Raw genomic sequence first — 14,943 nt, 5'->3', positions numbered from 1 at the left:
CGGCCACCTCAACGCCATAGATGATAGTTGATTTTTCATCTTTCGCGACGTGGAACCGGCGCGGGTGGCCGGGCTCCTGGCCCGCACCCGAGCGACGGTGCGCGGCGCTAGCCCTCGCCCGCCGCGTCGGCCTCGGCGGGTCGTGGGCCCGCCCCGGAGTTGAGGGCGGCGGTGATCGCCTCGGCGGTGCGCCGGCCGACGCCCGGCACCGCCATGATCTCCTCCACCGACGCCGCCGCGAGGCGCTTGGGCGAGCCGAAGTGGCGCAGCAGCGCCTTGCGCCGCACCTCGCCGAGGCCCGGCACGGTGTCCAGCGCCGACTCCGTCATCCGCTTGGAGCGGCGCTGCCGGTGGAAGGTGATGGCGAAGCGGTGCGCCTCGTCGCGCACCCGTTGCAGCAGGTAGAGCCCCTCGGAGGTGCGCGGCAGGATGATCGGGAACTCGTCGTCGGGCACCCAGACCTCCTCCAGCCGCTTGGCCAGACCGCAGAGCGCCACGTCGTCGATGCCCAGCTCCGCGAGGGCCTGGGCCGCCGCCGCGACCTGCGGCGCGCCGCCGTCGACCACCACCAACTGCGGCGGGTACGCGAACTTGCGCGGCCGCCCGGTGGTCGGGTCGATGCCGGGCCGGTCCGGGTCGGTGGCGGTCTCCTCGCCGATCTCGCCGGTCTCGGCGCGGGCGTCGAGGTAGCGGGCGAAGCGCCGGCGCAGCACCTCCGACATGGCGGAGAGGTCGTCGGTGGCGCCCCGGACGATGAAGCGGCGGTATTCGCTCTTGCGGGGCAGGCCGTCCTCGAAGACGACCATGCTGGCGACCACGTCGGTGCCCTGGATCTGGGAGATGTCGAAGCACTCGATGCGCAGCGGCGAGGTGCGCATGTCCAGCGCCTCGCTGATCTCGTCGAGGGCCTTGCCCCGGGTGGTCAGGTCGCCGGCGCGCCTGAGCTTGTGCCGGGCCAGGCCGTCCTTGGCGTTGCGGGCCACCGTCTCCATCAGGGAACGCTTGTCGCCGCGCTGCGGCACCCGCAGCGACACCCGGCTGCCCCGGCGGGCCGACAGCCAGTCGGCCAGCGCGTCGGCGTCGGCGGGCAGGGCGGGCACCAGCAGCTCCCGGGGCACGTCGGTCTCGCCCTGCTCCTCGCCGTAGACCTGGGTGCAGAAGTGGTGCACCAGGTCGCCGGGGGTCAGCTCCTCGGTCTTCTCCACCACCCAGCCGCGCTGGCCGCGCACCCGGCCGTCGCGGACGTGGAAGACCTGCACGGCGGCCTCCATCGGGTCGTCGGCGAAGGCGACCACGTCGGCGTCGGTGCCGTCGCCGAGCACCACGGTCTGCTTCTCCATGGCCCGGCGCAGGGCCGCCACGTCGTCGCGCAGCCGGGCGGCCCGCTCGAACTCCAGCGCCTCGCTGGCGTCGGTCATCTCGCGTTCCAGCCGGCGGACCATGGCGTCGGTGCGCCCGCCCATGAAGTCGCAGAAGCCCTCGACGATGTCGCGGTGCTCGTCGGCGGTGACGCTGCCCACGCAGGGGGCGGAGCACTTGTCGATGTAGCCCAGCAGGCAGGGGCGGCCGACCTGCCCGGCGCGCTTGAACACCCCGGCCGAGCAGGTCCGCGCGGGGAAGACCCGCAGCAGCAGGTCGAGCGTCTCGCGGATGGCCCAGGCATGCGAGTACGGCCCGAAGTAGCGCACCCCCTTGCGCTTGGCCCCGCGCATCACCTGGAGCCGGGGGAACTCCTCGCCGACGGTGACGGCGAGGTACGGATACGACTTGTCGTCGCGGTAGCGGACGTTGAAGCGGGGGTCGTACTGCTTGATCCAGGTGTATTCGAGCTGAAGGGCCTCGACCTCGGTGCCGACGGTGACCCAGTCGACCGACTCGGCGGTGGTGACCATCTGCTGGGTGCGCTGGTGCAGCCCCCACAGGTCGGCGAAGTAGGAGTTGAGCCTGCTGCGCAGGTTCTTCGCCTTGCCGACGTAGATCACCCGGCCGGTGCCGTCGCGGAACCGGTAGACCCCCGGGGACTCGGGGATGGTGCCGGGGGCGGGACGGTAGGTCGAGGGGTCAGCCACCCCCCGAGACTAGCCGGCGGCCCCGACAGCCCAGATCACGCCGAGCTGGTCGACCTCGTCACCTGAGCGGCCGTGGAAGCCGGCGAGCCGGCCGCCGGGCGGGGCGGTGAAGGTGACCGCGTCGGCGGTCGGCGTACCGCCGGTCAGGGTGCGCCCGAGGTTGGTGGTCAGCCGGGCGGAGAAGATCCGGGTGCGACCGTCCTTCCGGCCCTGGGTGAGGGTGACCTGGGTGACGTGCTCGCCGGCGGCCAGGCTCAGCCCGGCCGGGGTGCCCCCCGTGCCGCCGTGGGTGCGGGTGACGCCGCCGGCGAGGCCGACGCCGACCGCGTCGAGGCGGGAGCCGGCGCGCAGCGAGACGGCGCTGACCGCCGGCCCGGCGGCGTCGGCGTCGGTGAACGGGGTGCCGCCCGAGCCGCCCCAGGTGTCGCTGGCCCGCAGGCCGGGGTCGAGGGTCCAGGAGAACCAGGCGGCGTGCGGGTAGTGGTCCGACAAGGGCTCGCCGTCGGGGTCCAGGAACCGGGCGTGCTCGTTGGCGTAGCGGGTCAGGCCGAGCCGGACCAGCCGACCGCTGCGGTAGAGGATCTTGTCGACCACCTCGCAGGCGTTGGTGACGTTCGCCGGGTCACAGGTCAGCGCCGGGCTGCCCAGCGCCGGGGGGACCCCGCCGCGCTCCTGGCGCACCCAGGCGTCGGTGAGGCCGTTGGCGGCCACCAGGTCCCGGACGTTGTCGCCGACGCGGGTGTAGCGGGAGTTCAGGTCGCCCATCACGATCACCGCGTTGCCGGCGGAGTTCGCCGCCACGTACGCGGAGAGCTGGGTCAGGTTGGCGCGGCGAGCGGCGAAGTCGGCGTCGCTGTCGCCGGCGTTGGCGTGCACGTCGTAGAGGTCGACGAAGACGCCCTCGGCGAGGCGCATCCGGGTGCGGCTGAAGCCCTTCGGGGTGAGGCAGTCGAAGCCGTTGCACTTGCTCCACTTCACCCGGGTCAGGTCCGCCACCGGGTAGTTCGACATCGTGTTGAGGCCGTCGCCGAAGGGCACGCCGCCGCTGGTCGGCGTGCGGTGCGGGTGCCGGTCGGTGGCGTAGAGGTCGGCGTGGTAGTTGAAGTCCTCCTGCACGTGCACGACGTCGTAGGCGTTGACCCGCTCCCCGATGGGCCGGGTGTTCTCCGCCGGCCTGCTGCCGGAGAGCGGCTCGGGCAGACCCGCGACGTTGTACGTGAGCACGGAGAAGGCGCCGGAGGAGGGGGCCACGGGCGCGGCGGCGGGCACGGGCGCGGCGGCGGGCATGGGCGCGGCGGCGGGCATGGGCGCGGCGGCGGGCATGGGCGCGGCGGCGGCCGGGGCCGACGGGGGCAGCAGGGCGGCGAGCAGCGCCAGGGGCGCCAACAGGCGGGCGGTTCTCATCCGGGTTCCCTTCTCGACGGCCGGAGCTGCTCCGACCGGCCCGACACATCGATCGACATCTTCCCATGTCGAGGCCCCGGCGCTTACCATCCGGTAACCGAAATTTCTTCACGATGAGCCAACCGTCCCGCGCCCCCTGATCCCCACCCCTCGGAGGATCACCATGTCCCGTCCCGCCACCCTGCGCCGGCTGTTGGCCGGCGCGACCGCCGCCGTCGGCGTCGCGGCGCTGCTGGCCGCCACCCCGGCCACCTCCCCCGCCGCCGCGCCCACCACCGCCGCAGGCACCGCCACCACCGCGAACGCCACCACCGCCAGCGGGTACGCCGCCGCAGACCACTGCCTCGGCGAGTGCAACGACATCGTGCCGCCCGGCCAGAACGGCAACGCCACCCTCGTGGAGATCCTGGCCCACCAGACGCTGGGCACCATGCCCCGGCACTCCGCCGACCAACTCGGCCGCTACGCCGACCTGGTCTACGGCTACGCCGGGCTGCGCGAGGAGCAGATCGGCAGCTTCTTCAACGACGCCTCCTTCGGCGTCCCCGCCGGCCAGGTCGAACGCGACTACTCCCCCCGCGCCGACGTGCGGATCGTGCGGGACAAGGCCACCGGCGTCCCACACGTCACCGGCACCACCCGCGGCGGCACCATGTACGGCGCCGGCTACGCCGGGGCCGAGGACCGGCTCTTCACCATGGACCTGCTGCGGCACGTCGGCCGGGGCACCCTCACCCCGTTCGCCGGCGGGTCGCCGGGCAACCGGGCGCTGGAGCAGAGCGTCTGGCGCAACGCCCCGTACACCGACGCGGACCTCCAGGAGCAGGTCGACGCGCTGCGCGCCAAGGGCCCGCGCGGGGTGCAGCTGCACGCCGACGTGCAGGAGTACATCGCCGGCATCAACGCCTACATCGGCGTCTGCATGGCCAACCGCAACTGCCCCGGCGAGTACGTGCTGACCGGGCACCTCGACGCGATCACCAACAAGGGCGGCCCGGAGCCGTTCCGGATGACCGACCTCATCGCCATCGCGGGCGTGGTCGGCGGGCTCTTCGGCGGCGGGGGCGGCAACGAGATGCAGTCCGCGCTGGTGCGCGTCGCCGCCCGCGCCAAGTACGGCCCGACCGAGGGCGACCGGGTCTGGTCGGCCTTCCGCAACCAGAACGACCCCGAGACGGTGCTGACCCTGCACGACGGGCAGAGCTTCCCGTACGGCGGGGCCTCCCCCGACGCGGCGAGCGTGGCGCTGCCCGACGCCGGCACCGCGAAGGTCGAACCGGTGGTCACCGACCCGACCGGCTCCGCCACCGGCACCGCCGGGCGGGGCTCGGAGCTGGCCGCCGCGCTGGCCGGGCTGACCATCGACCCGGCGCACCGGGGCATGTCCAACGCGGCCGTCGTCTCCGCCGCCAACTCCGCCACCGGCCACCCGGTCGCCGTCTTCGGCCCGCAGACCGGCTACTTCGCCCCGCAACTGCTGATGATCCAGGAGTTGCAGGGCCCCGGGATCAGCGCCCGGGGGGCCGCGTTCGCCGGCCTGAACCTCTACGTGCTGCTCGGTCGCGGCCAGGACTACGCCTGGAGCGCCACCTCGGCGACCCAGGACATCACCGACACGTACGCGGTGCCGCTCTGCACCACCGACGGCAGCGCGCCCACCCCGACCAGCAACCGCTACCTCTACCGTGGTCAGTGCCTGGCGATGGAGCAGCTCGCGCACACCAACCGGTGGAGCCCGACGGTGGCCGACAGCACCCCCGCCGGGTCGTACAAGATCACCGCCTGGCGCACGAAGCTCGGCCTGGTGGCCTGGCGCGGCACCGTCGGCGGCCGGCCGCACGCGTTCACCCAGCTGCGCTCCACCTACCGGCACGAGGCCGACTCCGCGATCGGCTTCCAGATGTTCAACGACCCCGCCCAGATGGGCTCCGCCGCCGCCTTCACCACCTCGGCCAACAACGTCGAGTACGCGTTCAACTGGTTCTACGTCAACTCCACCCAGGCGGCGTACTTCAACTCCGGGCTGCTCCCGGTGCGGGCCGCCGGGTCCAACCCGAACCTGCCGATGAGGGGCGAGGCCGCCTACGAGTGGCAGGGCTACCAGCCGGCGACGAACACCGCCACGTACGCGCCGCTGGCCGCCCACCCCCGCTCAGTCGACCAGGACTACTACGTCAGCTGGAACAACAAGCAGGCCAAGGACTTCTCCGCCGCCGACGGCAACTTCAGCTTCGGCGCGGTGCACCGGGGCGACCTGCTGGACCGGCCGCTGAAGGCCGGCCTCGCCGCCGGGAAGAAGTACGACCGGGCGGCGCTGACCACCCTCGTGGAGCGGGCCGGGCTGACCGACCTGCGCGGCGTCGAGGTGCTCGACGAGCTGATCCGGGTGCTGGAGAGCCAGCCCGTCACCGACACCGCCCTGGCCGCCCAGGTCACCCGGCTCAAGGCGTGGCGGGCCGCCGGCGCGCTGCGGGTGGAGACCGCCAAGGGCTCGAAGGTCTACCAGCACGCCGAGGCGATCCGCACCTTCGACGCCTGGTGGCCGCTGCTGGTGCGGGGCATGTTCGCCGCCCCGCTCGGCGCGGAGCTCTACCAGTCCCTGGTCAACGCCATGCAGATCAACGAGTCCCCCTCCGGGCACCAGCAGGGCGACACCTCCAGCCTGCCGACGGCCGCCGGGGAGGCCCAGGCGCACAAGGGCTCGGCGTTCCAGTACGGCTGGTGGGGGTACGTCGACAAGGACCTGCGGGCGGTGCTCGGCGACCCGGTCGCCGGCAAGCTGCCCCGCACCCACTGCGGCGGCGGGACCCTCGCCGGGTGCCGGCAGGTCCTGCTCGACACGCTGCGCGCGGCGGCGGGCACCCCGGCCGCGCAGACCTACCCCGGCGACGACACCTGCGCCGCCGGCGACCAGTGGTGCGCCGACGCGATCGTCCAGTCGCCGCTGGGCGGCATCACCCACGACCCGATCGCCTGGCAGAACCGCCCCACCTACCAGCAGGTGGTCTCGTTCCCCGCCCGGCGCGGCGACGACCTGACCAACCTCGCCGCCGGGAAGCCGGCGACCGCGTCGAGCACCCAGCTCGGCTACCCGGCCGCCCGCGCCGTCGACGGCGACCCCGGCACCCGGTGGGCCAGCTCCCGCACCGACGACCAGACCCTCACCGTCGACCTGGGCGCCGCCCGGCCGGTGGGTCGGGTGGTGCTGGCCTGGGAGGAGGCGTACGCCCGGTCGTACCGCGTCGAGCTCTCCACCGACGGGACCACCTGGCGCACGGCCTGGTCGACCACGGTCGGCGACGGCGGCACCGACGTGGCCGCCTTCCCCGCCGGCACCGCCCGGTACGTGCGGATGCGCGGGCTGACCCGGGGCACCGAGTACGGCTTCTCGCTGTGGGAGATGTCGGTGTACGCCCACTGACGCGGCGCCGCCGAATGCGGCCGGCGGGCGGGGTCATCCCCCGCGCGCCGGCCGCGCGGCGCTCCCCCGCCGGCCGGGCCGCAGGGGGCACCGACCGGGCGCTGGGGCGAGCCGGGGCCGCGCAGCGGCGACTCGGGCCGCTGGGGCGCCGGCCGGGGCCGCTCAGGCGAGGGTGATCCGGTCGCCCTCGACCTTGATCTGCTTCTCCGGCAGCGGCTTCGTCGCCGGGCCGCCCTTCACCGAGCCGTCGGTGATGGAGAACTTGCTGTTGTGGCAGGTGCAGTTGATGGTGCCGGCGTCGACGTTCGACACCGGGCACCGCTGGTGGGTACAGATCGGGTCGAAGGCCTTGAACGTGCCGGCCTCGGGCTGGGTGATCACCACGCCCTTGGCGGCGAAGACCGCGCCGCCGCCGACCGGGATGTCGGAGGTGCGGGCCAGCGCACCGCCCTCGGCGTCGCCCACGCTCGGCGCGCCGCCGGCCGGGGCGGAGCCGCCGGCCGGCGCCGCGCCGTCGCCGCCGTCGTCGCCACACGCCGCCAGGACGACCGCCGCGCCCACCGCGCCGGCCCCGGCCAGGAGGGTACGGCGGGTCTGCGTGCCCGGCCCGGTCTGCACCTGCTCGTCGCTCATGTCGTGCCCTTCTCTCGACTGCCGCCGCCCGTCCGGTTCCACGGCGTAACTGCTCTCCACGCCACCTGTCCCCGAACGGTTCAACGAATCGACCAACGTGATCATCTCGGCGGGCGGGGTGACGGGCTCCCGACACCGGCCGGGGCGTCGGAGCACCGACTTGGACCGGTCAGCGCGCCTTGGCCGGGGCGCTGCGGGCGGCCCGGGAGCGGGTGGTGGCGCCGTTGGCCTTGGCAGCCCGGCTGGTGGCCGCCTTGGCCCCCCGGGCCTGCCCGTCGAGCTTGAGCACCTGGCGCAGGAAGTGCCCGGTGTGGCTCTCGGGCACCTCGGCGACCTCCTCGGGGGTGCCGGTGGCCAGCACCGAACCGCCCCGGTGGCCGCCCTCGGGGCCCATGTCGATCAGCCAGTCGGCCGTCTTGATCACGTCGAGGTTGTGCTCGATCGTGATCACCGTGTTGCCCTTGTCGACCAGCCCCTCCAGGACCATCAGCAGCTTGCGGATGTCCTCGAAGTGCAGGCCGGTGGTCGGCTCGTCGAGCACGTAGACCGTCCGGCCGCTGGAGCGCTTCTGCAGCTCGGAGGCGAGCTTGACCCGCTGCGCCTCGCCGCCGGAGAGCGTCGGCGCGGGCTGGCCGAGCCGCACGTACCCCAGGCCCACGTCGACCAGCGTCTTGAGGTGCCGGTGGATGGCCGGAATGGCGGAGAAGAACTCCGCCGCCTCCTCGATCGGCATGTCCAGCACGTCGGAGACGGTGCGGCCCTTGTAGTGCACCTCCAGGGTCTCCCGGTTGTACCGGGCGCCCTTGCAGACCTCGCACGGGACGTACACGTCCGGGAGGAAGTTCATCTCGATCTTGAGGGTGCCGTCGCCGGAGCAGGCCTCGCAGCGGCCCCCCTTGACGTTGAACGAGAACCGGCCCGGACCGTACCCCCGGACCTTGGCCTCGGTGGTCTCGGCGAAGAGCTTGCGGACGTGGTCCCAGACCCCGGTGTAGGTGGCCGGGTTGGAGCGCGGGGTGCGCCCGATCGGCGACTGGTCGACGCCGACGACCTTGTCCACGTGCTCCAGGCCGGTGACCCGGGTGTGCCGGCCCGGCACGTGCCGGGCGTGGTTGAGCTGGTTGGCCAGCACCGCGTGCAGGATGTCGTTGACCAGGGTCGACTTGCCCGAGCCGCTGACCCCGGTGACCGCGATGAGCTGCCCCAGCGGGAACGACACGGTGAGGTTGCGCAGGTTGTTCTCCCGCGCGCCGTGCACCACCAGCTCCCGGCCCGGCGTCGCCGGTCGGCGCTCGCCCGGCGTCGGGATCTCCCGCCGCCCCGACAGGTACGCCCCGGTGACCGACTCCGGGTGGGTCAGCAGCTCCGCCACCGAGCCGGAGTGCACGATCTCGCCGCCGTGCTCGCCCGCGCCGGGGCCGATGTCGACGACCCAGTCGGCGGCGCGGATGGTGTCCTCGTCGTGCTCGACCACGATCAGGGTGTTGCCCAGGCCGCGCAGCCGCACCAGGGTCTCGATCAGCCGGTGGTTGTCGCGCTGGTGCAGGCCGATCGACGGCTCGTCGAGCACGTAGAGCACCCCGACCAGGCCGGAGCCGATCTGGGTGGCCAGCCGGATGCGTTGGGCCTCGCCGCCGGAGAGGGTGCCCGCCGGGCGGTCCAGGGAGAGGTAGTCCAGCCCCACGTCCAGCAGGAACGTCAACCGGGCGTTGATCTCCTTGAGCACCCGCTCGGCGATCAGCTTCTGCCGGGCGGTCAGCTCGATGCCGGCCAGCAGCTCGGCGCACTCCCCCACCGAGAGGTTGCAGACCTCGGCGATGCTCTTGCCGGCCAGGGTGACCGCCAGCACCTCCGGCTTGAGCCGGGCCCCGCCGCAGGCCGCGCAGGGCACGTCGCGCATGTAGCCCTCGTACTTCTCCCGCGACCACTCCGACTCGGTGTCGGTGTGCCGGCGCTCGATCCACTGCACCACGCCCTCGAAGCCGGTGTAGTAGGAGCGCTCGCGGCCGAACTTGTTGCGGTAGCGCACGTGCACCTGGTCGCTGGAGCCGTGCAGGATCGTCTTCTGCGCCCGCGACGGCAGCGCCCGCCACGGGGTGTCCAGGTCGAAGTGCTCGGTCTCGCCCAACGCCTCCAGCAGGCGCAGGAAGTATTCCAGGTTGTGCCCGGTCGACCAGGGCTGGATCGCGCCCTCGCGCAGGCTGCGCTCCGCGTCGGGGACCACCAGCTCCGGGTCGATCTCCTTCTTGGTGCCCAGGCCGGTGCACTCCGGGCAGGCCCCGTACGGGGCGTTGAAGGAGAAGACCCGCGGCTCCAGGTCCTCGATGGCGAGCGGGTGGTCGTTGGGGCAGGCCAGGTGCTCGGAGTAGCGGCGCTCCCGCTCGGGGTGGTCCTCGGCGAGGTCGACGAAGTCGAGCAGCACCAGGCCGCCGGAGAGGCCGAGCGCCGCCTCGACCGAGTCGGTCAGCCGCTGCTTGGCGCTGGGCTTGACGGTGAGCCGGTCGATCACCACCTCGATGGTGTGCTTCTCCTGCTTCTTGAGCTTCGGCGGCTCGGTCAGCGGGTGCACCACGCCGTCGACGCGGGCGCGGGCGTACCCCTTGCCCTGCAGCTCGGCGAAGAGGTCGACGTATTCGCCCTTGCGGCCCCGCACCACCGGGGCGAGCACCATGAACTTGGTGCCCTCGGCCATCGCCAGCACCCGGTCGACGATCTGCTGCGGGCTCTGCTTGGAGATCCGCTCACCGCAGACCGGGCAGTGCGGCTCGCCGACGCGGGCGAAGAGCAGCCGCAGGTAGTCGTAGACCTCGGTGATCGTGCCGACCGTGGAGCGCGGGTTGCGCGAGGTCGACTTCTGGTCGATGGAGACGGCGGGGCTGAGCCCCTCGATGAAGTCGACGTCCGGCTTGTCCATCTGGCCGAGGAACTGCCGCGCGTACGAGGAGAGCGACTCGACGTAGCGGCGCTGCCCCTCCGCGAAGATCGTGTCGAAGGCCAGGCTCGACTTGCCGGAGCCGGAGAGCCCCGTGAAGACGATCAGGGCGTCCCGGGGCAGGTCGAGACTGACGTCACGCAGGTTGTGCTCGCGTGCGCCACGGATGATCAGTCGGTCGGCCACGGTGCGTGTACTCCCGGGTGAAGAAGACGAGGAGGATCTGTCCGCCGCCGGGCGGTCCGGTGGGTTCCGGGACGGCCCTGAGGCGGTCGTGCGGGCGCAGAGGAAGCGCCTCGGCAACTCTAGCCCCGAGGTACGACAACATCCCGCGCCCGCACATTCCCGCAGGTCACGCCGGTCGCGCCGACCCGACCCCCGGCCGAGGCCGGCTCGGCGGCGATCAGGAAGCCGCCCCGGCCGCCCCGCCCGGCCCCCGGCGGGCCGCCGCACCCCCGACACGCCCACGGGCGACGCCGCGATGACAACGAGTCACCGCGACGCCGCCGTGATCGCCCCCGGGCCGCCCCGCCCGCCCCGCCCGGACCGCGTCGCGGGGCGGTCAGCGGCTGGACCCGCCGCCGGTCACGGGCGGCTGGTACGGCGGCGGGCGCCACGCCAGCCGCCCCGGCGCTCGGCGGCCGACCGGGTCTCCCGCCGCCGGGTCTCGAAGGCCAGCTCCCGGCGCAGCCGACGCCAACTGTCGTACCGGCGGGCGGTCAACTCCCCGGCGGCGAGGGCGGCGCGGACCGCGCAGCCCGGCTCGGCGTCGTGGGCGCAGTCGCCGTAGCGGCAGTCGGTGGCGAGGGCGTCGATGTCGGCGAAGGCCCGGTCCAGGCCGGCCGCGCCGTCGAGCAGGCCCACCGCCCGCACCCCCGGGGTGTCCAGCACCGCCCCGCCGCCGGGGATCGGGATCAGCGCCCGCCAGGTGGTGGTGTGCCGGCCCTTGCCGTCGACCCGACGGATCGCCTGGGTGGGCATCACCACCGCCCCGGCGAGCGCGTTGACCAGGCTCGACTTGCCGGCCCCCGACGGGCCGAGCAGGCCCAGGGTGCGGCCCGGGGCGACGTGGGCGCGCAGCGCGTCGAGGCCGACGCCGCGTTCGGCGCTGACCGCCAGCACCGGCACCCCCGGGGCGACCCCGGCGAGCTGCCGGGCGATCGCCGCCGGATCGGCGGCGAGGTCGTCCTTGGTGAGCACCACCAGCGGGGTCGCGCCGGACTCGTGGGCCAGGGCCAGCAGCCGCTCGATGCGGGCCGCGTCCGGCTGCGGGTGCACCGGCTCGACGACGGCGGCGGTGTCCAGGTTCGCGGCGAGGAGCTGGCCGGCGGCGTCCTTGCCGGCGGTGCGGCGCACCAGCGCCGTACGCCGGGGCAGCACGCGCTCCACGGTGACCGGGCCGTCCGGCCAGGAGCGCAGCAGCACCCAGTCGCCGGTGCAGGGCAGCCGGGTCAGGTCGCTCGCGGCGGCGGCCAGCACCGCCGCGCCGAGGGTGGCGCGGAGCGGACCGTCGGCGGCGAGGACGGTGCACACGCCCCGGTCGACGCGGGCCACCCGGCCCGGCCGCCAGCCGGCGTGCCTACGGGCGTTCTCCGCCCGCTCGGCGTCCCAGCCGAGGGCGGTCAGATCGATGGTCATGGGAACCTCTCCGGGGTCGGACGGACTGGTGGCGCGACTCGCGTGCTACGACCGGCATGGGCACCACCTCCTCCGACGTCCCGGTGTCGCGTACGACGCCGACGGTAGGGGGCGCGCCGACGCGCCGAAAGCGATTTCCACGGCGACGCGCGGGGCGCGGGGCGCTAGGGTCGGGACGTGACCGCGGATCCGCTGCTGCTGACCGGTGACCTCGACGACGCCACGACCCGCCTGCTGCGTACCGCGGCCGACCTCGGCCCGGCCGACCTCGCCGCCCCGTCGGCGCTGCCCGGCTGGACCCGGGGGCACGTGCTGGCCCACCTGGCCCGCAACGCCGACGGGTTCGTCAACCTGCTCACCGCCGCCCGCACCGGCGAGCCCATCCCGATGTACGCGAGCGCCGCCGCCCGCGACGCCGACATCTCCGCCGGCGCGCCGCGCCCGCCCGCCGCCCAGCTGGACGACCTGCGCCACTCGGCGCGGTGCTTCGCCGAGGCCGTCGCCGCCATGCCGGCGCAGGCGTGGGCGGCCACCGTGCAGTCGCGGCGGGGCCCGTGGCCGGCGGCCCTGCTGGTCTGGGGTCGGCTGCGCGAGGTCGAGGTGCACCACGTCGACCTGGCCGTCGGCTACCACCCGGCCGACTGGTCGGCGGCCTTCGCCCAGCGGCTGCTGCACGAGGTCGCCGCCGGGCTCACCGACCGGGCCGACGCGCCGGCGATGGCGCTGCGCTTCGACGGCAGCCGACACGAGGTGGTCGTCGGCGACCGGGCGGCGGCGCCCACCATCACCGGCCCGGCCCCCGAGCTCGCCGCCTGGCTGATCGGCCGCGGCGCCGGGCAGAGGCTCGCCGTCGCCCCCGACGGCCCCCTGCCGAACCCACCGGAATGGATGTAGACAGACCATGACCTACAGCGGAAGCGTCCGCCCCGGCGGCGCACCGGCCGTACGCGAACTCGACGGGCTCACCATCACCAAGGTCTCGGTGGGGCCGATGGACAACAACGCCTACCTGCTGCGGTGCACCGACACGGGCGCGCAGTTGCTGATCGACGCGGCCAACGAGGCGCCCCGGCTGCTGGAGCTCGTCGGCGACGCCGGCCTGGCCACCGTGGTCACCACCCACCAGCACATGGACCACTGGGTGGCGCTGGAAGAGGTGGTCGCCAAGACCGGCGCCCGGCCGCTGGTGCACGTCGACGACGCCGCCGGCCTGCCGATCGAGGCGGAGCCCCTCGCCGACGGCGACACCGTCACCGTCGGCGAGCGCGCGTTGGAGGTCATCCACCTGCGCGGGCACACCCCCGGCTCGATCGCCCTGCTCTACCGGGACCCGGCCGGCACCCCGCACCTGTTCACCGGCGACTCCCTCTTCCCCGGCGGGGTGGGCAACACCGACCGGGACCCGCAGCGCTTCGGTCAGCTCATCGACGACGTGGAGCACCGGCTGTTCGACCGGCTGCCCGACGAGACGTGGTTCTACCCGGGCCACGGCGGGGACAGCACGCTCGGCGCGGAGCGCCCGTCGCTGCCGCAGTGGCGGGCGCGCGGCTGGTGAGCCGGCTCCCGGCCGGGCCGCCGGCCCGCTGACGCGACGCACGACACGCCGACCGCCCCCGCGCGGCGGACGCGCCGACCGCCCCCGCGCGGCGGCGCCGGGTCAGCGGGGGCGCAGCACCTCGACGTGGCGCATCGGCGTGTCGACGGCGGGTTCGGTGGTGGGCACCCGGTAGCTGGCCACCACGTCCAGCCGGTTGCGCGGCAGGTGGTCCCGGCCGGGGTCGCCGACCAGCACCTGCGCGCCCCGGTCGGCTGCGCGGCGCAGGAACGGCAGCATCCGCCCGGCCAGCCCGCTGTCGTAGAAGACGTCCCCGGCCAGCAGCAGGTCCGCGTCGCCGGGGTCGGAGTCGAGCAGGTCCGCCCCGGTGGCGGTGACGGCGACGCGGTTGACCCGGGCGTTGAGTGTGACGGCGGCCACGGCGTACGGGTCGATGTCGTTGGCGACGACCCGGGCCGCGCCGCCCAGCGCGGCGGCGATCGCCACCAGCCCGGAGCCGGCGGCCAGGTCCAGCACGCGGCGACCGGCGACCAGCTCGGGGTGGTCGAGCAGGTGCCGGGCCAGGGCCTGCCCGCCGGCCCAGACCGACGCCCAGTACGGCGCGGGCAGCGGGTGGCCGGCGGCGGCCTCCAGACGGGCCCACCAGACGATGGGGTCCTCGGCGAGGTAGAGCCGCACCTCGGCGACGAACGGGGTGGGGACCAGCCGCAGCCGGTCCAGCCCGGAACCGGGCGCGTCGGTCTCCCGCTCCAGCTCGGTCAGCGCGGCGGCTGTGGGAGTTATCACCGGGGCAAGCATGCCGTAGCCGCCCCTGCTCGGGGCGGTTTTCGGGGCGGTTCGGCGCGCCCGGCAGGTTTTGCCAAATACCTGCGGCACTTCGCACGGCAGAACCGGGCTCGGCCGGTTACTGTCAAGGAGGTACAGGGCGATCATCGGCCAGCGGTCGGTGGTCTCCCGCTTTGAACAGGGAGAAATGCATGGCTACCGGCACGGTCAAGTGGTTCAACTCGGAAAAGGGCTTCGGCTTCATCGAGCAGGACGGCGGAGGTCCGGACGTGTTCGTCCACTACTCCGCCATCGCGTCGAGCGGCTACCGCGAACTCAACGAGGGCCAGAAGGTCGAGTTCGAGGTGACCCAGGGGCAGAAGGGCCCGCAGGCGGACAACGTCCGTCCGATCTAGCTCCGTGCCGGTGGCGGGGGGCGGGGGGCCCCGCCCCCCCCCCCCCCCCCCCCCCGGGGGCGCCGGGGGGCCCCGTATAATTAAAAAAAAAAGACGGGGGTATTAACATT

At 74.1% G+C, this 14,943-nt stretch carries 10 protein-coding genes; 4 read left to right on the top strand and 6 right to left on the bottom strand.

The genetic code is table 11. From position 1 onward, the window contains the following. Positions 1 to 107: 107 nt before the first annotated feature. Positions 108 to 2,069, bottom strand: a complete 1,962-nt coding sequence (gene uvrC / locus ACLQ2V_RS12850; protein ID WP_425718655.1) for an excinuclease ABC subunit UvrC — start codon at positions 2,067 to 2,069, stop codon at positions 108 to 110. Positions 2,070 to 2,078: 9 nt separating this feature from the next. Then, complete coding sequence (locus ACLQ2V_RS12845) at positions 2,079 to 3,473, bottom strand: jacalin-like lectin (protein WP_425718654.1); 1,395 nt, start codon at positions 3,471 to 3,473, stop codon at positions 2,079 to 2,081. 163 nt (positions 3,474 to 3,636) lie between these two features. On the opposite strand from ACLQ2V_RS12845, the gene ACLQ2V_RS12840 reads away from it, so the two are divergent. After that, on the top strand, positions 3,637 to 6,894 hold the full coding sequence (locus ACLQ2V_RS12840; RefSeq protein ID WP_425718653.1) for a penicillin acylase family protein: 3,258 nt from the start codon (positions 3,637 to 3,639) through the stop codon (positions 6,892 to 6,894). Positions 6,895 to 7,056: 162 nt separating this feature from the next. Here the strand turns inward: ACLQ2V_RS12840 and ACLQ2V_RS12835 are convergent, their stop codons facing one another. The 3 genes from ACLQ2V_RS12835 to rsgA all read right to left on the bottom strand — a co-directional run bounded on the left by ACLQ2V_RS12835 (position 7,057) and on the right by rsgA (position 12,097). Continuing rightward, positions 7,057 to 7,527: a Rieske (2Fe-2S) protein gene (locus ACLQ2V_RS12835; protein WP_425718652.1), complete on the bottom strand. Its 471-nt coding sequence runs from the start codon at positions 7,525 to 7,527 to the stop codon at positions 7,057 to 7,059. Between the two features lie 169 nt (positions 7,528 to 7,696). Beyond that, positions 7,697 to 10,645, bottom strand: coding sequence for an excinuclease ABC subunit UvrA (gene uvrA, locus ACLQ2V_RS12830; RefSeq protein WP_425718651.1), 2,949 nt, complete (start codon positions 10,643 to 10,645; stop codon positions 7,697 to 7,699). A 399-nt stretch (positions 10,646 to 11,044) separates the two neighbouring features. After that, positions 11,045 to 12,097: a ribosome small subunit-dependent GTPase A gene (rsgA, locus tag ACLQ2V_RS12825; RefSeq protein WP_425718650.1), complete on the bottom strand. Its 1,053-nt coding sequence runs from the start codon at positions 12,095 to 12,097 to the stop codon at positions 11,045 to 11,047. Between the two features lie 177 nt (positions 12,098 to 12,274). On the opposite strand from rsgA, the gene ACLQ2V_RS12820 reads away from it, so the two are divergent. Continuing rightward, complete coding sequence (locus ACLQ2V_RS12820; RefSeq protein ID WP_425718649.1) at positions 12,275 to 12,991, top strand: maleylpyruvate isomerase family mycothiol-dependent enzyme; 717 nt, start codon at positions 12,275 to 12,277, stop codon at positions 12,989 to 12,991. 7 nt (positions 12,992 to 12,998) lie between these two features. Next, the gene (locus ACLQ2V_RS12815) at positions 12,999 to 13,652 is read left to right on the top strand and encodes an MBL fold metallo-hydrolase (RefSeq protein WP_425718648.1); all 654 of its coding nucleotides are present in this window, start codon (positions 12,999 to 13,001) and stop codon (positions 13,650 to 13,652) included. Between the two features lie 102 nt (positions 13,653 to 13,754). On the opposite strand, the gene ACLQ2V_RS12810 is transcribed toward ACLQ2V_RS12815, so the two are convergent. Beyond that, positions 13,755 to 14,450, bottom strand: a complete 696-nt coding sequence (locus ACLQ2V_RS12810) for a class I SAM-dependent methyltransferase (protein WP_425718647.1) — start codon at positions 14,448 to 14,450, stop codon at positions 13,755 to 13,757. A 179-nt stretch (positions 14,451 to 14,629) separates the two neighbouring features. Between ACLQ2V_RS12810 and ACLQ2V_RS12805 the strand changes: the two genes are divergently transcribed. After that, positions 14,630 to 14,833, top strand: a complete 204-nt coding sequence (locus tag ACLQ2V_RS12805; RefSeq protein ID WP_229400095.1) for a cold-shock protein — start codon at positions 14,630 to 14,632, stop codon at positions 14,831 to 14,833. The last annotated feature ends 110 nt before the right edge of the window (positions 14,834 to 14,943 follow it).

The organism is Micromonospora sp. DT233 (assembly GCF_049841815.1).
Taxonomy (GTDB): Bacteria; Actinomycetota; Actinomycetes; order Mycobacteriales; family Micromonosporaceae; genus Micromonospora.
This window is presented reverse-complemented; position numbering and strand designations above follow the sequence as displayed.